Source organism: Streptomyces sp. NPDC048506 (genome assembly GCF_040651315.1).
Lineage (GTDB): Bacteria > Actinomycetota > Actinomycetes > Streptomycetales > Streptomycetaceae > Streptomyces.
In genome coordinates this window covers 127,890-145,663 of the sequence record NZ_JBEZIX010000017.1, presented here as the reverse complement: position 1 = coordinate 145,663, position 17,774 = coordinate 127,890, and the positions used below count along the sequence as shown (strand labels likewise).

Here is a 17,774-nt window from a genome sequence, read left to right as displayed (position 1 = left end):
GTGCCATGCGGGTCCGACAGTTAGGGTCGCTCCCGGACCACGGAGAGGGAGTCAGGGAATGCTGCGGCTGGGGAATCGCGAGTTCGGGACGCATGAGCCGGTGATCATGGCCATCGTCAACAGGACACCGGACTCGTTCTACGACCAGGGCGCCACGTTCCACGACGAGCCCGCGCTCGCCCGGGTGGAGCAGGCGGTGGCCGACGGCGCCGCGATCATCGACATCGGCGGCGTCAAGGCCGGCCCCGGCGAGGAGGTGAGCGCCGAGGAGGAGGCCCGCCGCACGGTCGGGTTCGTCGCCGAGGTGCGCAAGCGCTTCCCCGACGTGGTGATCAGCGTCGACACCTGGCGGCACGAGGTCGGCGAGGCGGTCTGCGAGGCCGGCGCGGATCTGCTCAACGACGCCTGGGGCGGTGTCGATCCCCGCCTCGCGGAGGTCGCGGCACGCTACGGCGTCGGCCTGGTGTGCACCCACGCGGGCGGCGCCGAGCCGCGGACCCGCCCGCACCGCGTGACGTACGACGACGTCATGGCCGACATCCTGCGGGTGACGCTCGGACTGGCCGAGCGGGCAGTGGAGTTGGGCGTGCGGCGGGACGCGATCCTGATCGATCCGGGGCACGACTTCGGGAAGAACACCCGGCACAGCCTGGAGGCCACCCGCCGGCTGGGCGAGATGACCGAGACGGGCTGGCCGGTGCTGGTGTCGCTGTCCAACAAGGACTTCGTCGGCGAGACGCTCGACCGGCCGGTCAAGGAGCGGGTGCTGGGCACCCTGGCGACCACTGCGGTCTCGGCCTGGCTGGGCGCCCAGGTCTACCGCGTCCACGAGGTCGCCGAGACCCGGCAGGTGCTGGACATGGTGGCCTCGATCGCCGGCCACCGGCCCCCGGCGGTCGCCCGCCGGGGACTGGCCTGAGTCCCGGGCACCGGGCCGCCGGTCCGGGAGGCCGGGCCCGGCGGTCGGAATGCCGGGCCCGGCGGTCGGGACCCGGCTAGAGTCCGACCTCCTTCGTCAACAGCGCGATCGCCTCGTCCACGTCGTCGCTGAGGTGGAAGAGCTCCAGGTCGTGCATCGACGCCTTGCCCTCGGCGATCAGGGTGTCGCGCAGCCAGTCGACCAGTCCGCTCCAGTAGGCCGTGCCGAACAGCACGATCGGGAAGCGGGTCACCTTGCGGGTCTGGACGAGGGTGAGCGCCTCGAAGAGCTCGTCGAGGGTGCCGAGTCCACCGGGGAGCACCACGAACCCGCGGGCGTACTTCACAAAACAGGTCTTCCGGACGAAGAAGTACCGGAAGTCCACGCCGAGGTTCACGAAGTCGTTCATGCCCTGCTCGAAGGGCAGCTCGATGCCCAGCCCCACGGAGACGCCGCCGGCCTCGTGGGCGCCCTTGTTGGCGGCCTCCATCGCGCCCGGGCCGCCGCCGGTGATCACCGCGAACCCGGCGTCGACCAGGGCCCGACCGATCCGCACGCCGGCGTCGTACTCCTTGGAGTCGCGCGGCGTACGGGCCGAGCCGAAGACGCTGACCGCCGGCCCCAGCTCGGCCAGCGCGCCGAAGCCCTCGACGAACTCCGCCTGGATGCGCATGACGCGCCAGGGGTCGGTGTGCACCCACTCGGAAGGGCCCTCGGAGTCCAGCAGCCGCTGGTCCGTCGTGCCGGCCTGCACCTGGTCGCGGCGGCGCAGGACGCGGCCCAGCCGCTGCTCCTCGGGGGTCGGTGCTCCCTCGGGACTGGCCATGACGTGCTCCCTCCGCAGACGATCGTTTGCCGTTTCAGCGTAGATCCACGGACGTGAAGCGCAGGGGAATTCGGCAGGACCGAGAACGGTCGGCGGCCGGTCCCCACGGCACCGGCGGGACCAACCGGAGGCGGCGGTCAGGCGGTCAGGCGGTCAGCCAGGCGCGCAGCCGCTCCTCGCAGTGCAGGATGCGCGCCACCTCGACCCGCTCGTCCGTCTTGTGCGCGAGCAGGGGGGCGCCAGGGCCGTAGTTGACGGCCGGGACGCCCAGGGCGCTGAACCGGGAGACGTCGGTCCAGCCGAACTTGGGCATCGCCCGGCCGCCGACCGCCTCCATGAAGGCCCGCGCCGCCGGGTGGGAGAGTCCGGGCAGGGCGCCCGGGGAGTGGTCGTCGACGACGAACTCGTCCACCGGGCAGTCCGCGAAGACCTCGCGCACGTGGGCGAGGGCCTCGTCGGGGGTGCGGTCGGGCGCGTAACGGAAGTTGACGGTGACCGTGCAGGCGTCGGGGATGACGTTGTTGGCGACGCCGCCCTCGATGCGGACGGCGTTGAGGCCCTCGTGGTACTCGAGGCCGTCGATCACCGGACGGCGCGGTTCGTACGCGGCGAGCCTGGCCAGGATCGGCGCGGCGGCGTGGACGGCGTTGGCGCCCATCCAGCTGCGGGCGGAGTGCGCGCGCTCCCCGGTGGTGCGCAGCAGGACCCGCAGGGTGCCCTGGCAGCCGCCCTCCACCTGGCCGTCGGACGGCTCCAGGAGGACAGCGAAGTCCCCGACGAGCCAGTCGGGGTGCGCCTCGGCGACGCGGCCGAGGCCGTTGAGGTGCGCGGCGACCTCCTCCTGGTCGTAGAAGACGAAGGTCAAGTCGCGGTTGGGCGCCGGGACCGTGGCCGCCATCCGCAGCTGGACGGCGACACCGGACTTCATGTCACAGGTGCCGCAGCCCCACAGGACGCCCTCCTCGTCGAGCCGGGACGGCACATTGGGAGGGTTGTCCGCGATCGGGACGGTGTCGAGGTGCCCGGCGAGCACCACCCGCTCGGCGCGCCCCAGGTTCGTGCGGGCCACGACGTTGTTGCCGTACCGGTCGACGGTCAGGTGCGGCAGCGCGCGCAGCGCCTGCTCGACGGCGTCGGCGAGGTCCTTCTCATCGCCGCTCACCGAGGGGAAGTCGACCAGCTGCGCGGTGAGCGCGGCGGCGTCGAGCGACAGGTCGAGGGCGGGGTGGTGTGTGGAGCGCTCCATGGATCCGACCCTATCGGCAGCACTCCAGTACGGTGGGCTCGTGCCAGCCCAGCCCGTTTCCCCCACCCGCCGCACCCGCCTCTGGCGTTCCGCCGCGGCCGTCGCCGTGCTCCTTGGGCTGGCCGGCTACCTCCTGGTGCAGTACATCACCGGTGGCCCCGGAGCGCCGCACTGCACGGTGCGCGCCGAGGGGGACGAGAAGGCGTACGAACTCTCCCCGGAGCAGGCCGCGAACGCCGCGACGATCTCGGCGGTCGCGTCCTCACGCGGGCTGCCGGAGCGGGCGGTGACCATCGCGCTGGCGACCGCCATGCAGGAGTCGGGGCTGCGCAACATCGATTTCGGCGACCGGGATTCGGTCGGCCTCTTCCAGCAGCGGCCGTCCCAGGACTGGGGCACGGTGAAGCAGATCATGGACCCGGTCTATTCGGCCGGGGAGTTCTACCGGCATCTGGCGCGGGTGCCCGGCTACTCCCGGCTGCCGCTGACCGTCGCCGCGCAGAAGGTGCAGCGCAGCGGCTATCCGCAGGCGTACGCGAAGCACGAGGCGAACGCCGCGCGGCTGACCGGGGCGCTGACCGGCCGCGACGCGGGCGCGATGGCCTGCACCGAGAGCCGCCCGGTGGACAGCCAGGGCGGCGGCACGGCGGCGGTGCGGGAGAAGCTGGTGCGGGAGTTCGGGCCGGCGGTGCTGCCGCACACCGACGGCGCCGGCGGGCGCAGCGTGGGCGACGGGCACGCCCTGACGGTGCCGGTGCCGCGGTCCGGGACGGGAGCCGGCGCGGATGCCACGCAACGCGGCTGGGAGCTGGCGACGTGGGCGATGGCGCACTCCGCGGAGTTGCACATCGAACAGATCTCTTACGCGGGCCGGATGTGGTCGGCGGACAATGCGGGAAAGGGCTGGCAACACCGCCCGGCCGGCTCCGCGGCCGCCGAGCGGGACGTTCGTATCATCACCGCGCAGTAGTCCGCCTTCCTGGAATTCCACCGGAATTGTTGAGGGCGACAATTCCCCGCTGACCTGCGGGAGTTGGGCAGGAAAGCCCGGGTACTTCGCCAATTACCGCTACCCCGGCGGGGCGTGGCACGCTCGTACCCCGTGAGCTGCGCACATATTGGCTGCATTTCCGCACTGCGATTATGTGATGCGTTACCAATTCTTTGCCCGAATTCACCGAAACTTTCGGGGGTCTGACGCGGTAGTCAATGCGTCCGCCAGGCGGACATGGCACATCTGTCAGAAGTACGAGTCCTTCTCCGTAAAAGGAGCACCATGTCCCTCCCCGTTACGCGTCGGATCGCCCGAGCCGCCCTGCTCGTCGCAGCGGGCGCCGCTCCTGTGGTCGCTGCGGCCGGCTCGGCGAGCGCCGCGCAACTGCCCGTCAAGGCGCCCGGCCAGGGCGGACTTGTCGCGCCCCTGGACTCCCAGCACACCAGCAAGACGGTCAACCGCGGCGCGCACGACGGCGTCGACCTGGTGAGCACCACCGGCAACGCGGCGGCACGCGAGCTGCCCCCGGCGACCGTCAGGACCGTGGGCCCGGCCGTGAAGAAGGCCGTGCCGATCTCCCGTGGGGTCGTCGGCAAGGTGCAGGACGTGGCCCGTCCGCTCGCCAAGAACGGCCTGGCGACCAACGGCCTGCCGGCCCTCGCCCAGGGCCTCCTCGGGCAGCAGCTGGCCCCTCAGCCGGCCGCTCAGCCGCGCAAGCGCCTGATCAAGGCCCCGAAGCAGCACGTGTCCGGGGCGGTGCTGCGGCAGCACGTGAAGGGCGCGATGCAGCACGTGCCGCACATGTCGGGCGCCCCCGCCATCACGCCGGCCACCCCCGCCCTCATGCTCGGCGGCATTCCGCTCGGCGGCTGATGCCCCGCCGCGGCACCCGTACGACGCCAAGGGGCCCGGGGAGTTCACCCTCCCCGGGCCCCTTCGCGTACCGCTGCGGTGGTTCGGCTCACGCCGCCAGGCGGCGCACCGCGGCGTCCACCCGCTCGTCGGTGGCGGTGAAGGCGATCCGCACGAACCGCTCCCCCGCGGGCCCGTAGAACTCGCCCGGGGCGACCAGGATGCCGCGCTTGGCGAGGTCGCCGACGGTGTCCCAGCAGGGCTCGTCACGCGTCGCCCACAGGTAGAGCGACGCCTCGCTGTGCTCGATGCGGAAGCCCGCGGCCTCGAAGGCGCCGCGCAGCGCGGCCCGGCGGCGGGCGTAGCGGGCGCGCTGTTCGGCGACATGGGTGGCGTCGCCGAGCGCCGCGACGGTGGCGGCCTGGACGGGCGCCGCGATCATCATGCCGCCGTGCTTGCGGATCTGTAGCAGGTCGCCGAGGACCGCGGCGTCGCCGACGAGGAAGGCCGAGCGGTAGCCCGCGAGGTTGGAGCGCTTGGAGAGCGAGTGGACGGCGACGATGCCGTCCAGGGAGTCGCCGCAGACGTCCGGGTGGAGCACCGAGACCGGGTCGGCCTCCCAGCCCAGTTCGAGGTAGCACTCGTCGCTGAAGAGCAGCACGCCGTGCTCGCGCGCCCAGGCGACCGTGCGGCGCAGCTCCTCGACGTCGAGTACCCGCCCGGTCGGGTTGGACGGTGAGTTCAGCCAGAGCAGCTTCAGGCCGCTCGGGTCCAGCTCCCAGGGCTCGTCGTAGACGACCGGCTCGGCGCCGGCCAGCCGGGCGCCCACCTCGTACGTCGGGTAGGCCAGGCGCGGGTAGCCGACCCGGTCGCCCGGGCCCAGGCCGAGCTGGGTGGGCAGCCAGGCCACCAGCTCCTTGGATCCGACGACCGGCAGCACGTTCGTGTGCTCCAGACCCCGGGCGCCCAGGCGGTCGGTGGCCCAGCCGGTGAGCGCGTCGCGCAGCGCGGGCGTGCCCCACACCGTCGGGTAGCCGGGGCTGTCGGCCGCCGCGGTCAGCGCCTGGCGGACCGCCTCGGGCACCGGGTCGACCGGCGTGCCGACGGACAGGTCGACGATGCCGTCGGCGTGCGCGGCGGCGGCGGCCTTGTACGGCTCCAGCCGGTCCCAGGGGAAGACCGGAAGCCGGTCGCGAAGCGACGTCCTGGACGGCTGGTGGTGGGAGTCGGGCTGGGGGGTGGAGGCTGCGCCCACGGTGCTCTCTTTCTCGGTCTTTCTCGGTGGTGCCGGGACGCCGGCGCGAAAAAGCCCGCGGTCCCGTACGGCTGGGCCGTACGGGACCGGGCGGTGTCGGTTCCGTAGTGCGTCCACGTGTGTGTCCGCCGTACGGAACCGGGGCGGCGCCGTGCGACCGCTGGCGACGTCGGAGGCCGGAGGGAGCGGCGGGCTCCCGCCCCGGCCCCCGGATCGTTACTGGTTCTGCGGCGGCAGCGCAGCGATGAACGCGTGGTCGCGCTCGATCAGCCCGAGCTTGCTGGCGCCACCGGGCGAACCGAGCTCGTCGAAGAACTCGACGTTCGCCTTGTAGTAGTCCTTCCACTCTTCCGGAGTGTCGTCCTCGTAGAAGATCGCCTCGACCGGGCAGACCGGCTCACAGGCTCCGCAGTCGACGCATTCGTCCGGGTGGATGTACAAGGACCGCTGGCCCTCGTAGATGCAGTCGACCGGGCACTCCTCGATGCACGCCTTGTCCTTGACGTCGACACAAGGCTGCGCGATGACGTAGGTCACGCTGTCGTTCCTCCTCGGTAGGGCTGGCGGACCGATGGGCGGTACCGCCGCAGGGCGCGCGGGAGCGCGGCGTCGTCGATGCCCGCCACCTAGTATCTCCGTTCCCGGGCACGAGACGAACAAGAGGGGCGGTTTGAGCGATGGAATTCCTGGCCGGCGGTCGCGCGGAGGTCCGCATCACCCGTGCTGACGTGGGCAAAAGGGTATCCGTCCGGCGCCGCACCGGGGGCGCGGCGGGGGAAGCCGCGTTCACGGACGCGGTCGGCGTGCTCACATCCTGGGACGAGGGTGTGCTGAGCATCACACGCCGCACCGGAGAGTGCGTCCGGATCGCGGAATCGTCGCTGGTGGCGGCCAAGGTCGTGCCCGCCGCACCGGCGCGTCGGAAGGTCCCGGCCGCCACCGTGCGCGAGCTCCAGCAGGTCGCGGCCCGCGGCTGGCCGGCCATCGAGACGGAGCGTCTCGGGGAGTGGACGCTGCGGGCATCCGGCGGCTTCACCCGGCGGGCCAACTCCGTACTGCCCCTCGGCGACCCCGGTCTCCCCCTGGACGCGGCGCTGGAGCGGATCGTCCAGTGGTACGGCGCACGCGGGCTGCCGCCGGTGATCGTCGTCGCCACCGGGCGGGCGGGCGACGACGAGGAGCTCGCCGCGGAGCTGGACCGGCGCGGTTGGACCGCCGAGCGGCACACCAGGATCCTGATCTCCGCGCTGGCGCCGCTCGCCGACACCGCCACCGACACTCCCCCGGGCTCCACCGGGGATGCCCCCACCCGCGTGACGCTGTCCCGGGAGCCGGGCGCGGAGTGGCTGGCGCTGTACAACCGGACTGGCGGCAGCGGCGCCCCCTCGACGGAGGCGATGACGGTGCTGACCGGCGGGCCCTCGGTGTGGTTCGCGACGGTGCGCGGCGCCGACGGCGGGACCGCGGCGATCGGACGGCTGGTCGTCGACGGCCGCTGGGCCGGCTTCGCGGCCATAGAGGTGGCCCCGGCCGAGCGTCGGCAGGGCCTGGCCACGCTGGTGACGGCGGCGCTCGCCCAGCGGGCCCTGGACGAGGGCGCCTCGGCCGCCTACCTCCAGGTCGAGGCCGACAACGCGGACGCCCTGGCCCTCTACGACCGGCTCGGCTTCACCGACCACCACGGCTACCACTACCGGCGGGCCCGGCCCGCCGGTGAGAGCTGAACGGGTATCCCTCCGATATGGCCACCGAACCCGAGCCGGAGCAGGGCGCCCGTGCCGCGCGGCGACGGCTGTTCGCCGACACCGCACGCGCCGAGCGGCCCGATCTGGCGCTGCTGTGCCTGCTGATCGGCGCAGAGGCCGACCCCGACCTGGACGAGACCGGCATGGACGAGGCCCAGATCGAGCTGGACCGCCTGGCCGGGCTCCTGCCGTACTCCCCGGCCGGCGGCCCCGGCGCCTGGGCCCGTAACGTCGCCGAGCTGCTCGGCACCCGCTGCGGCTTCGCCGGCACGCCCGGCGACTACCGGCGGCTGGAGTCCTCCCTGCTGCACGAGGTGCTGCGGCGGCGCCGGGGCCTGCCGATCCTGTTGTCGGTGGTGTGGATGGAGGTCGCGCGGCGGGCCGGGGCCCCCGTCTACGGGGTGGCCCTGCCGGGGCACTTCGTCGTTGGCTTCGGCGACCCGTACGGGACCCACGTACTGGCCGACCCGTTCGCCGGCGGGCGGCTGCTCACCGATGACGACGCGGCGCTGTTGGTCGCGGGGGCGACCGGTGAGCGGCTGACCGCGCGGATGACGGCGCCCGCCGATCCGCTGGACATCGTGCTGCGGATGCTCAACAACATCCGGGCCTGGGCGCAGGCCCGCCCGGAGCACAGCGCGGTGCAGCTGTGGGCGCTGGAGCTGGCACTGCTGCTGCCCAGCCATCCCGCGCGGCTGCGCCATGAGCACGCCCAACTGCTCGTCCAGCGCGGCGACTTCCTCGCCGGGGCGGCCGAGCTGGAGGAGTACGCGCAGGTGGTGGAGGCCGTCGAGCCGGCGGGGGCGACGGCCATCCGGCGTCAGGCCGCCGCGGCCCGTGCCATGCTCAACTGAGCCGCGGTGGGCGTGCGCCGGACCACCAGCACGGTCGCGTCGTCCAGCAGCTCACCACCGGTGAAGCGCTCCAGGTCGGCGCGGAGCGTCCGCGCCAGCTCGGGCGGCTCCAGATCCGTCCAGCCGGCGAGCCGCTCGGCCAGCGGATAGAACGCGCCGTCCGTGCCGCGGGCCTCGGTCACCCCGTCCGTGCAGAGCACCACCCAGTCCTCGGGCTCCGGACGCACCCGTACGCTGCGCCGCGGCTCGTCGCTGAGCGCGCCCAGGCCCAGCGGCAGCCCGCCCTCACCGTCCCGGCGCTCGTAGACCCGGCCGCCGCGCACCAGGTAGTACGGGATGTGGCCACAGGACAGCACCCGGCCCTGTGCCAGGCCGGCCGGGCCGCGGAACTCCATCAGCAGCGCCGTGACGAAGCGCTCGTCCGTGCCCTGCTCGACGGAGCGCGTGTTGTAGCGGGTCAGCGCCTTCTCCATGCGCCCGGCCACCGACTCCAGGGACTCCTGGTAGTGCGCGGCCTCCCGGAACGACGCCAGCACCTCCAGGCCCGCGCCGATCGCGGGCATGCCCTTGCCCTGCACATCGCCGATCATCAGCCGCAGTCCGTGCGGGGTCTCGATGGCCTCGTAGATGTCGCCGCCGACCCGGGCGCCCTCCTGGGCGGAGACGTAGAAGCCGTACGCCTCGACCGGTCCGGCGCTGAGCGGCAGCTCACGGAGCATCGCCCGCTGCACGGTGTCGGCCACCAGACTGGTGCGTTCGTGCAGCGCCTCACGCTGGAGGCGGGTGCGGCACAGCACCAGGGAGAAGACCGCCACCAGGTACGCGCCGAAGATCCCCACCGCCCGGCTGGCCGGGGCCCAGTCCGGCACCGTGAAGAGGTCGACGTAGGTCAGACACACCACGAAGACGGCTCCTACCAGCAGCGTCTGCCGGAACGAGCAGCGCAGCGCGGCGTACAGCGGGGCGATGCCCATGAAGGCCGAGATGTGCAATTCCGGACCGGTCGTCGCGTCCACCACGGTGACCACGACGACCGCGAGGATCAGCAGCGCGGTGGCGCGGCGGCCGCTCTCCTGAGGGCGATGGGCAGGCATAACACTTCAAGCCTGCGGGACGCCGCCCGACACCGCACAGGGGCGAAGGTCCCCGCACCGAACGGACCGGTCGTCCGGCCGTGCGCCTCTGGAGCCGGCTAGAGCCAGCCCTTGTCGCGGGCCGTACGGACCGCCTCGGCGCGGTTGCGGGCGCCGGTCTTCTGGATGGCGATCGAGAGGTAGTTGCGGACCGTGCCCTGGGAGAGGTGCAGAGCGGTGGCGATCTCGGCGTTGGTGGCACCGTCCCCGGCCGCCCGCAGGACCTCCCGCTCGCGCTCGGTCAGCGGGCTGGCGCCGTCGGCGAGCGCGGCCACGGCCAGCGCCGGGTCGATGACCCGCTCCCCGCGCAGCACCCGCCGCACCGCGTCCGCCAGCTGGGCAGCCGGAGCGTCCTTGACCAGGAAGGCCTCCGCGCCGGACTCCATGGCGCGGCGCAGATAGCCGGGACGTCCGAAGGTGGTGAGGATGACGATCTTCACCCCCGGCAGTTCGCCGCGGAGCGCGGCCGCCGCGTCCAGCCCGCTGATGCCGGGCATCTCGATGTCCAACAGAGCGACATCGACGGCCTGCGCCCGCGCCGCCGGCAGCACCTCGTCCCCGCGCGCCACCTGCGCGACGACTTCCAGGTCGCCCTCCAGCGACAGCAGCGCGGCCAGCGCCTCCCGGACCATCGACTGGTCCTCGGCCAGCAGCACCCTGATCATGCGAACCAGCTTAGTAGGCGACCGGCACCCGCCTCGGGGCGCGCAGCCGGCCGGGGACGCCTCTCTTCACCACGGGCCGGCTCGCCGGCCGGCGGCATCATCGGCCGGCGGCATCATCGACCGGCCGTAGCGGGGACGGGGTGGAGGGCTCCGCGGCGCGGAGGGCGGTGGTCAGGGGAACGTAGGCGCGGAGGGCGAAGCCGCGGCCACGCGGGGCGGGGCCGGTCTCCAGGCGGCCGTCGGCCAGGGCCAGGCGCTCGCGCAGGCCACTGAGGCCGTTTCCGTCGTGCTGGCTGCGGGGCGGGCCGGCGCCGTCGTCGACGACCGACAGACAGAGGTAGCGGCGCTCGTCGGACTCCCACTCCTCGGTCAGGAGGAGTTCGCAGCTGCGGGCGCCGCTGTGGCGGACCACGTTGGTGACGGCCTCACGCAGCGCCCAGGCCAGCGCGCCCTCCTCGTCGGCGGCGAGCCGGTGGTGCTCGCGCTCCAGGGCCGGGTCGACGCTGATGGTGAGGCCGGCGGTACGCAGCGCGGCGCGCGCGCCGGCCAGTTCGACGGCGAGGCGGGGACGCCGATAGCCGGTGACCGCCTCACGGACGTCGACCAGGGCCTGGCGGCTGACCCGTTCGATGTCGGCGACCTGCTTGGCCGCGTCCTCGGGCTTGTCCGGGAGCATCCGGCCGGCCAGTTCGCTCTTGAGAGTGATCAGGGAGAGGGAGTGGCCTAGGAGGTCGTGCAGATCGCGGGCGAGGCGCAGCCGCTCGTCGTTGGCGGCGAGACGGGCGACCTCCTGGCGCGCGGCGCGCAACTCGGCGGTGGTACGGATCAGGTGCTGCACCCCGACCATCATGAAGCCGCAGCCCAGCGCGGGCAGGGCATAGGCGAAGACGTAGTAGTCGCGGATCTCCGGGTAGCGCGCGCCAACGGCCAGGAGCAGCGCGGTGATCAGCGGGATGGCCCACCGGGACTGCCGCCAGGGCAGCACCACGCCGCTGGCCACGCTGGTGAAGATGAACAGCACCAGCCAGGCGAAGTCCAGCGTCAAGGAGAGGGCGAGGGACAGGCCCAGCATCAGGGCCAGCGCGCCGTACATCACGTGGCGGGTGAGGACCCGCCACATGTGCCGGAAGACCAGGACGAAGTAGGAGAGGACGAAGAGCGCGAGGCCGGAGAATCCCCAGATGCGGTCGCCGGTGGACACACCGTCCTGGACCAGCTGGCCCACCGGTGAGGCCAGGTACAGCAGCCAGACGCCGGTCCACGCGGTCTTGGCCAGGGCCTGGCGGCGGTTGCGGGGCTCCTGCCCGATCCGCACCGGGTTGTGGTCCTCGGGCTCGTTCGTCTTCTCCACCGGCGTCATGCCTTCCGGGTGTCCTTGCGGTACAGCCATGCCGCGCCGCCGGCGAAGACCAGCAGGTAGCCGGCGAGGATGGCCACGTCCTTGAGGTGGGGTGCCTGGCCGGCCTCGACCGCGGTGCCCAGCGCCGTGTACGCGTGGGTGGGGATCCATTCGGCGATGTTCTGCACCCACTCGGGCAGGATCGTCAGCGGCATCCACAGGCCGCCGAGGAAGGCGAGCCCGAAGTAGCACAGCATCGCGATCGGGCGGACCGCGTCGCCGGTGGCGAGGTAGCCGATGGCGACGCCCAGGGCGGCGAAGACGAAGCTGCCGAGCCAGGTGCCGGCGCCGATGGCGACCCACTGCCAGGCGTCGAGGCGGACGCCCTTGACGACCGCGGCGACGAGCATGACCAGCAGGATCGACGGCAGGCTGACGGTCGCGGCGGCGGCTATCTTGGCTGCGACATAGCCGCGCCCGGGCAGGGCGGTCAGCCTCAGCTGCCGCACCCAGCCCTTCTCGCGCTCCTTGGCGATGCGCTCGCTGTTGCCCAGCAGCACGGCGGTCATGGCACCGAATGCTGCCATGGAGACCATGAAGTAGAGCCCCATGTCCAGCCGCATGCCCGGGATCGGCTTGCGGTCCGCGCCGCCGGCGATGATCAGGTACAGCGCCGGCGGGTAGATCACCGAGAAGAACATGAACTTCTTGTTCCGCAGTGCGCGGATGATCTCCAGCTTGATCAGGGTGGTCATCGGGCCGCCTCCTCGGCGGTGGCGGGGGTCCGGTCGGATGCCGTGGTGATGGCGATGAAGGCCTGCTCCAGGCCGAGGCCGGAGACTTCGAGGTTGTGCGGGTAGAGGCCGAGGCGGTAGACGGCGTGGACGGTGGCGTCGGCGTCCTGGGACTGGATGCGGACCGTGCGCCCAGAGACCTCCAGGGAGGTCAGGAACGGCAGGCCGTGCAGCGCGCCGCGGTCGATCGGCTCGTCGAGGTCGAAGCTGACGCGGCGGGCGCCGGCCCGGGCCTTGATCTCGGTGGCGGTGCCGTCGGCGAGCACCCGGCCGCGGTGGAGCACGATGACCCGGTCGGCGATGGCATCGGCCTCTTCGAGGTAGTGCGTGGCGAACAGGACCGAGCGGCCCTGCTCGGCCTGCTGGCGCATCGCGCCCCAGAACGTCTGCCGGGCGGAGACGTCCATGCCGGTGGTGGGCTCGTCCAGCACGATCAGGTCGTTGGCGCCGGCGGTGGCGAGGGCGAAGCGGACCCGCTGCTCCTGGCCACCGGAGAGCTTGTCGACCTTGCGGTCGGCGATCTCCGTAATGCCGGCGGTGGCCATGATCTGGTCGACGGGGTAGCCGCGCGGGTGCAGGTCGCGGGCGAGGGTGACCAGCTCCTTGACCTTGACGCCTTCCATCAGGCCGCCGCTCTGGAGCATGGCGCCGACCCTGCCCTGCTCGATGGCGCGCTGCGGGGTCGTACCGAACAGGGTGACGCTGCCGGAGTCGGGCGTGCGGAGCCCGAGGAGCAGGTCGAGGGTGGAGGACTTGCCGGCCCCGTTGGGGCCGAGGAGGGCGACGGTCTCGCCGGGATACAGCTCCAGGTCCAGGTCGACCACCGCGCGCACCGCGCCGTAGCTCTTGTTGACCTGCCGGAAGCTGACCACGGGTGCCCTCTCCGCCTCCTGAGCGGTGCTGGCCGTGCTGGTCGCTGTGGTCGTCATGTGGTTCAGCTTCCGGGATCCGTCGTCCGCGCGGCAGTGTCGGCTGTACGGACTCCGGCATGACATCTGTCATGGGTGAGGCCCCCTAGGGGACTTCCCGGGGTGAGCCGGGAAGCCCTGTTGGGGGCCTCGTGTCCGCTGGGACGGTCTGCGGGTCCGTGTCGACGGTCCGTCAGGCGCCGTCCGCACCGATGGTCTGGACGCGCTGCGCGGCGGTGGTGCCCTGGAGGGCCTTGCCGACGGCGCTCGCCACTTCCTCGACGGAGACCGGCTTCTTGGAGCCGTCGCCCTTGGTGAGCAGGACGCCGTTGAAGGTGTCGCCGTAGAGCTCCCTGAGGACGGCCCGGTCGTAGTAGGGCACCAGCTCGCCGTCGCTGCCGATCTTGAAGGACAGGAACTTCGGGATGGACTTCTGCGGGCTGAAGGAGACCGTGTGCCCCGGGTCCGTACGGACCGTCACCATGCCGGCCATGGCGGGTTCGGCGTACTGCTTCATCGCCTTGTCGACGGCGGCCTTGCTCACCCGAGGCTGCTGGGTGCCGGCGGCGAGGACGATCGGTGCGTCGGTGCCGTTGGTGGCGCGGTCGCGGTAGGCGTCGCTGACCTTCTGCTCGGACGCCTTGACGTCGATCGCCTTGTGCGGGCTGCCGTAGTGCGCAACGGCCCGGCCGTTCTCGAAGGTGATGCCGCCGTCCGCGGCGGCGCCGGCCGGGCCCGCCAGGTTCTCCAGCGCGACCTGGAGCTTCTCGTTGTCGACGACCATCGCCGGTTCGGCCGTCCGGGTGCCGCCGAAGAGAGAGCCGATGACGGAGACCGGGTTGTAGTCGCGGCCGGCGGCCTTGCGGACGGTCGCCTGCGGGTCGATGTCGAGGCCCGCCTTGGCCGGGTCGAGGGTGACCGCCTTGCCGTCGACGGTGAGTTTGAGCGGCGCGGTGCGACGGTCCTTGAGCGCCGCCTCCAGCTTCCGGACGGCGTCGTCCTTGGTGGTGCCGCCGATGTCCACGCCGAGCGCGGTGGTGCCGTTGGGCACGTCGGCGTGGTCGAGCAGCAGCCCGGCGCCGTAGGCGACGCCCGCGAGGACCACGACGCCGACGCCGACGAGGACGAGCTTGTTGCGGCCCTTCTTGGGCGGGTTGATCGGCTCGGGGATCTTCGGACGCGGCTTGGGGGCTGCGCTCTCGCCCGTGCCGCCCGGGGAGGTGGCGAACGGGGAGGCCGGGCCGTCGGCACCGGGGGTGGCCGGGATGCCGCTGACGAGGGTGTCGCCGGAGAGCCGGTCGCGGCTTCCGGAGGTGGCGCCGGCCGGGCCGCTCTTCGCGCCGCGCCTGCCGGTCGGGCCGGCGGGTGCGGCGCCGGCCTGGGAGCCGGGCAGTCCGCCGGAGATGCCGCCGCCCGGTCCGTGGCCGCTGCCGGGTCCGGCGAGGGGGGCGGGCGGCTGGGGGGTGAGCTCGGCGGTGTCGTCGTGGATCTGGGGCGTGCTCCGGGTGGTGGCGCCGGAGCCCGCGAGCGGGTCGCTGAAGCCGGGCGGGAGGTTCAGCGCGGCGTCCCCGCGGGCCGGGCCGGCCGTGGGGCCGCTCGGGCCGCCGGCCGGGGCGTCGAAGGGGCTGTGGTCGCGGGGGAGCCCGGTGGGGGCGTCGAACGGCGAGCCGGCCTGCGCCGCGCGGTCGAACGGCGAGTCGGCGGCGGGCGTCGCGCCGAAGGGCGCGGCGTCACCGCGTGCCGCGCCGTCCTGCGGACCGCCGTCAAAGGGGGCGGCACCGGCCGGCCGGGCATCGTCGTCGTACGGCGACGGGGCGCCCTGCGGGGCCGGACCGTCGGAGAAGTACGGCAGGTCCGGACGCTGCTGGGGCTTGCCACGGGGCGGGGTGCCGCCGCCGGGGGCGGGCGGCGCGGCGTGCGAGCCGGTGGTGGACGACGAGCCGGACGGCGCGGCGTGCGAGCCGGTGGTGGACGACGAGCCGGACGGTCCGCTCTGCGCCTTGCGCGGCGCGAACCAGTCGCTGGTCTGGTCGGTCCGGCCGGCGGCCGCCTCGTCCGCCGCGGCGTCGGGGCGGGGCGTGTTGGCCGTGCGCTCCGCGGTCCGCTCGCTGCCGCGGGCGGCCCGGGGCGCGCCCCGGGAACCGGCGGAACCGCCGGCTGCGGCCGCTGCGTTCATGCCGGACTCCTCACCGACGGGCTTGCGCACGACGACCGGCGGGATGGGGCGCGAACCCGGAATGTTGATCTTGATCCGCGTCGTCAGTGTGGTCTCGGTTTTGGGTTCGTCCGGCCGGTCCGCGGCACCGGGCGCCAGTGCCTCGCCGGCGTCTCCCCTGGGCGAGCCGTACGGCGGCGTTCCTGACGGGTACGCGGCTGCGCCACGGCCCTGAAGGCCGGAGGACGAACTGTCAGATTCACGACTCAAAGCAGGTTCTCCCGGTTGGCTCCGCCGCTCGTCAGAGATGATCCCCGGCCCGAGGCCGGAGGGTGCCCCCAGGGCGGCGCGACGGCGCGCACCACCATACTGTCCGCCGCGGGCGGACACCCGGCGAGCGTACGAACACTGCCGCCACGGGCGATACCCCTGTTCCGGGGCCGTTCACCCGAACCCGCGCGGCATCCGTCCCGGTATGGACCACGTCATCCGCCAACTCGGCCGTACCGCGCGCCGGCAGTGCGCACCTGGGCCGCGGTGGCGCAGATCACAGCGACGAGGATGCCGCCCAGCAGGAAGAGGTACGACCCGACGCCGGGGCCGAAGAGGAAGTCACCTTCCGGCCGGACGTCGCTGAGCAACAGGAACACCGTCACCAGCCAGGACGCGCCGGGCACCAACGCGCCCGCGGTGGTGCCCGTGGCCCGGGCGCCACCGTAGAAGAGCCCGGCCACTCCACCGAGGGCCAGCACCAACCCACCGGGGAACCAGGCCGCTTGTACGAGCGTGCCGCCGAACGCGACCAGGACGCCGGCGATGAGGAGCAGGACGTAGGTGGCGATCCTGCCGGGGGTGAGCGGTGCGGAGAGCCCGCTGCCGGGGGCCGGCGGCACGGGAGCGCCGGGCCGGACCCGGTCCCGGGCGCCGGGCGTGCCGCCCGAGCCGGCCCGGGACCGCTGCCCCCGGCCGGCGACCGGGCTGCCGTTCGCCTTGTCGGCGGCCGGACGGCCGTTCCCCTTCCCCGGGGTCGCACCGCCGTCGCCACTCTTCGCCGCGCTCATTCCGCCACCTCCTCGATCCGGGCACTCTCCTCCATACCCGCCATTTCACCAATACCTGCGAAGAGATCGCCCTCCGGCCCGTCCGTCGCGCCCGCGACGCCGTGCACCAGCCGATAGTGCTCCGTGGCGAACAGCGGCTGCCCCAAGTCGTTGGAGAGCGCGAAGAACGGCCCGTCGACCGCGATCTGGGTGTAGTGGGCGCGCATCGCGGCGGCCTTCGCGGCGGCGTGGCCGGGCTCGCCGGAGATCGACGCGCTGACCTCGGAGTCCGGCACCACGCCCGGCACGTCGTCGACGGAGGCGATTCCGGGGAAGCGGTGGCCGGCCGCGTGCAGCCGCGCGAAGCCCTCCTCGACCACGGAGCGCGGGTTGCAGTTCCAGTAGATCTTCTCGATCGCACACGGACTGCCCAGCTCGGGCCGGAAGTCGTCCCGCGCGGCGAGCTCGGCGCCGCGCATGGCGACGCGGTGCGCCTTGATGTGGTCGGGGTGGCCGTATCCACCGTTCGGGTCATAGGTGACCAGGACCTGGGGGCGGACCTCACGGATGACCGCCACCAGGTCGGCGGCCGCCGCGTCGAGCGGGGCCTGCCAGAAGGCGTCCGGGCGCTCGTTCTGGGGCGCGCCCATCATGCCGGAGTCGCGGTAGCGGCCCGGTGCGCCGAGGAAGCGGTGGTCGGTGACGCCCAGGGCGGTCATCGCGGCGGCCAGCTCGTCGACCCGGAACGGACCGAGGGCGTCGTCGCGGTCCGGCGCGAGGTGTGCGAGTTCGGGCGGGATGACCTCGCCCTCCTCGCCGCGCGTGCAGGTCACGAGGGTGACCCGGGCGCCCTCGGCCGCGTACTTGGCCATGGTCACGCCGTTGTTGATCGACTCGTCGTCCGGGTGGGCGTGCACCAGGAGCAGACGGCGGGCGGGGTGGGAGGTCATGCGGACAAGCCTACGAGCCGGCCGCCGCGCCCTCACCATGCGATCCCGGCCACCGGCCGTCCGCCCGCGCCCCGGGCGGACGCGCGGCGGGCCGGCCCG

17 protein-coding genes are annotated in these 17,774 nt (G+C 73.3%); 5 read left to right on the top strand and 12 right to left on the bottom strand.

What is annotated here, in order from left to right; translation table 11 throughout:
- The first annotated feature begins 58 nt into the window (after positions 1-58).
- Complete coding sequence (gene folP, locus AB0C96_RS16535) at positions 59-919, top strand: dihydropteroate synthase (RefSeq protein ID WP_362917943.1); 861 nt, start codon at positions 59-61, stop codon at positions 917-919.
- A gap of 76 nt (positions 920-995) precedes the next feature.
- On the opposite strand, the gene AB0C96_RS16530 is transcribed toward folP, so the two are convergent.
- Both AB0C96_RS16530 and dapE read right to left on the bottom strand, forming a co-directional pair.
- Positions 996-1,745 carry a TIGR00730 family Rossman fold protein gene (locus tag AB0C96_RS16530; protein ID WP_362917941.1) on the bottom strand — a complete coding sequence of 250 codons (750 nt, stop codon included), beginning with the start codon at positions 1,743-1,745 and terminating at the stop codon, positions 996-998.
- A 145-nt stretch (positions 1,746-1,890) separates the two neighbouring features.
- Complete coding sequence (dapE, locus tag AB0C96_RS16525; RefSeq protein WP_362917939.1) at positions 1,891-2,991, bottom strand: succinyl-diaminopimelate desuccinylase; 1,101 nt, start codon at positions 2,989-2,991, stop codon at positions 1,891-1,893.
- Positions 2,992-3,031: 40 nt separating this feature from the next.
- On the opposite strand from dapE, the gene AB0C96_RS16520 reads away from it, so the two are divergent.
- Together AB0C96_RS16520 and AB0C96_RS16515 are read left to right on the top strand one after the other, a co-directional pair.
- Positions 3,032-3,961, top strand: a complete 930-nt coding sequence (locus AB0C96_RS16520) for a heavy metal transporter (protein ID WP_362917937.1) — start codon at positions 3,032-3,034, stop codon at positions 3,959-3,961.
- A gap of 306 nt (positions 3,962-4,267) precedes the next feature.
- Positions 4,268-4,858 carry an ATP-binding protein gene (locus AB0C96_RS16515; protein ID WP_362917935.1) on the top strand — a complete coding sequence of 197 codons (591 nt, stop codon included), beginning with the start codon at positions 4,268-4,270 and terminating at the stop codon, positions 4,856-4,858.
- A gap of 88 nt (positions 4,859-4,946) precedes the next feature.
- Here the strand turns inward: AB0C96_RS16515 and dapC are convergent, their stop codons facing one another.
- Positions 4,947-6,092: a succinyldiaminopimelate transaminase gene (gene dapC, locus AB0C96_RS16510; RefSeq protein WP_362917933.1), complete on the bottom strand. Its 1,146-nt coding sequence runs from the start codon at positions 6,090-6,092 to the stop codon at positions 4,947-4,949.
- A 216-nt stretch (positions 6,093-6,308) separates the two neighbouring features.
- The gene (gene fdxA / locus AB0C96_RS16505; protein WP_362917932.1) at positions 6,309-6,629 is read right to left on the bottom strand and encodes a ferredoxin; all 321 of its coding nucleotides are present in this window, start codon (positions 6,627-6,629) and stop codon (positions 6,309-6,311) included.
- A 140-nt stretch (positions 6,630-6,769) separates the two neighbouring features.
- On the opposite strand from fdxA, the gene AB0C96_RS16500 reads away from it, so the two are divergent.
- Both AB0C96_RS16500 and AB0C96_RS16495 read left to right on the top strand, forming a co-directional pair.
- Complete coding sequence (locus tag AB0C96_RS16500) at positions 6,770-7,816, top strand: GNAT family N-acetyltransferase (protein WP_362917930.1); 1,047 nt, start codon at positions 6,770-6,772, stop codon at positions 7,814-7,816.
- Positions 7,817-7,833: 17 nt separating this feature from the next.
- The gene (locus AB0C96_RS16495) at positions 7,834-8,691 is read left to right on the top strand and encodes a transglutaminase-like domain-containing protein (RefSeq protein WP_362917928.1); all 858 of its coding nucleotides are present in this window, start codon (positions 7,834-7,836) and stop codon (positions 8,689-8,691) included.
- Here the strand turns inward: AB0C96_RS16495 and AB0C96_RS16490 are convergent.
- From AB0C96_RS16490 to mshB, 8 genes are all read right to left on the bottom strand, one after another.
- Entirely contained in the window at positions 8,658-9,785 is a 1,128-nt protein-coding gene (locus tag AB0C96_RS16490) for a PP2C family protein-serine/threonine phosphatase (RefSeq protein ID WP_362917926.1), read from the bottom strand. The two genes, AB0C96_RS16495 and AB0C96_RS16490, sit on opposite strands and share 34 nt — an antisense overlap.
- 98 nt (positions 9,786-9,883) lie before the next feature.
- Entirely contained in the window at positions 9,884-10,489 is a 606-nt protein-coding gene (locus AB0C96_RS16485; RefSeq protein ID WP_362917924.1) for a response regulator transcription factor, read from the bottom strand.
- Between the two features lie 97 nt (positions 10,490-10,586).
- Positions 10,587-11,849, bottom strand: coding sequence for a sensor histidine kinase (locus tag AB0C96_RS16480; RefSeq protein ID WP_362917922.1), 1,263 nt, complete (start codon positions 11,847-11,849; stop codon positions 10,587-10,589).
- Entirely contained in the window at positions 11,846-12,583 is a 738-nt protein-coding gene (locus AB0C96_RS16475; RefSeq protein WP_362917920.1) for an ABC transporter permease, read from the bottom strand. The genes AB0C96_RS16480 and AB0C96_RS16475 overlap by 4 nt, the downstream gene beginning before the upstream one ends.
- Entirely contained in the window at positions 12,580-13,551 is a 972-nt protein-coding gene (locus AB0C96_RS16470; protein WP_362917918.1) for an ABC transporter ATP-binding protein, read from the bottom strand. Before AB0C96_RS16470 ends, AB0C96_RS16475 begins: the two co-directional genes overlap by 4 nt.
- A gap of 172 nt (positions 13,552-13,723) precedes the next feature.
- Entirely contained in the window at positions 13,724-15,955 is a 2,232-nt protein-coding gene (locus tag AB0C96_RS16465; RefSeq protein ID WP_362917916.1) for a hypothetical protein, read from the bottom strand.
- Between the two features lie 215 nt (positions 15,956-16,170).
- The gene (locus AB0C96_RS16460) at positions 16,171-16,746 is read right to left on the bottom strand and encodes a DUF6113 family protein (RefSeq protein WP_362917914.1); all 576 of its coding nucleotides are present in this window, start codon (positions 16,744-16,746) and stop codon (positions 16,171-16,173) included.
- On the bottom strand, positions 16,743-17,675 hold the full coding sequence (mshB, locus tag AB0C96_RS16455) for an N-acetyl-1-D-myo-inositol-2-amino-2-deoxy-alpha-D-glucopyranoside deacetylase (protein ID WP_362917912.1): 933 nt from the start codon (positions 17,673-17,675) through the stop codon (positions 16,743-16,745). Before mshB ends, AB0C96_RS16460 begins: the two co-directional genes overlap by 4 nt.
- Positions 17,676-17,774: the final 99 nt, after the last annotated feature.

Coding starts and splice junctions, on each gene's coding strand:
- folP (WP_362917943.1), top strand. CDS start 59: ATGCTGCGGCTGGGGAATCGCGAGTTCGGGACGCATGAGCCGGTGATC.
- AB0C96_RS16530 (WP_362917941.1), bottom strand. CDS start 1,745: ATGGCCAGTCCCGAGGGAGCACCGACCCCCGAGGAGCAGCGGCTGGGC.
- dapE (WP_362917939.1), bottom strand. CDS start 2,991: ATGGAGCGCTCCACACACCACCCCGCCCTCGACCTGTCGCTCGACGCC.
- AB0C96_RS16515 (WP_362917935.1), top strand. CDS start 4,268: ATGTCCCTCCCCGTTACGCGTCGGATCGCCCGAGCCGCCCTGCTCGTC.
- AB0C96_RS16500 (WP_362917930.1), top strand. CDS start 6,770: ATGGAATTCCTGGCCGGCGGTCGCGCGGAGGTCCGCATCACCCGTGCT.
- AB0C96_RS16495 (WP_362917928.1), top strand. CDS start 7,834: ATGGCCACCGAACCCGAGCCGGAGCAGGGCGCCCGTGCCGCGCGGCGA.
- AB0C96_RS16490 (WP_362917926.1), bottom strand. CDS start 9,785: ATGCCTGCCCATCGCCCTCAGGAGAGCGGCCGCCGCGCCACCGCGCTG.
- AB0C96_RS16485 (WP_362917924.1), bottom strand. CDS start 10,489: ATGATCAGGGTGCTGCTGGCCGAGGACCAGTCGATGGTCCGGGAGGCG.
- AB0C96_RS16480 (WP_362917922.1), bottom strand. CDS start 11,849: ATGACGCCGGTGGAGAAGACGAACGAGCCCGAGGACCACAACCCGGTG.
- AB0C96_RS16475 (WP_362917920.1), bottom strand. CDS start 12,583: ATGACCACCCTGATCAAGCTGGAGATCATCCGCGCACTGCGGAACAAG.
- AB0C96_RS16470 (WP_362917918.1), bottom strand. CDS start 13,551: ATGACGACCACAGCGACCAGCACGGCCAGCACCGCTCAGGAGGCGGAG.
- AB0C96_RS16460 (WP_362917914.1), bottom strand. CDS start 16,746: ATGAGCGCGGCGAAGAGTGGCGACGGCGGTGCGACCCCGGGGAAGGGG.
- mshB (WP_362917912.1), bottom strand. CDS start 17,675: ATGACCTCCCACCCCGCCCGCCGTCTGCTCCTGGTGCACGCCCACCCG.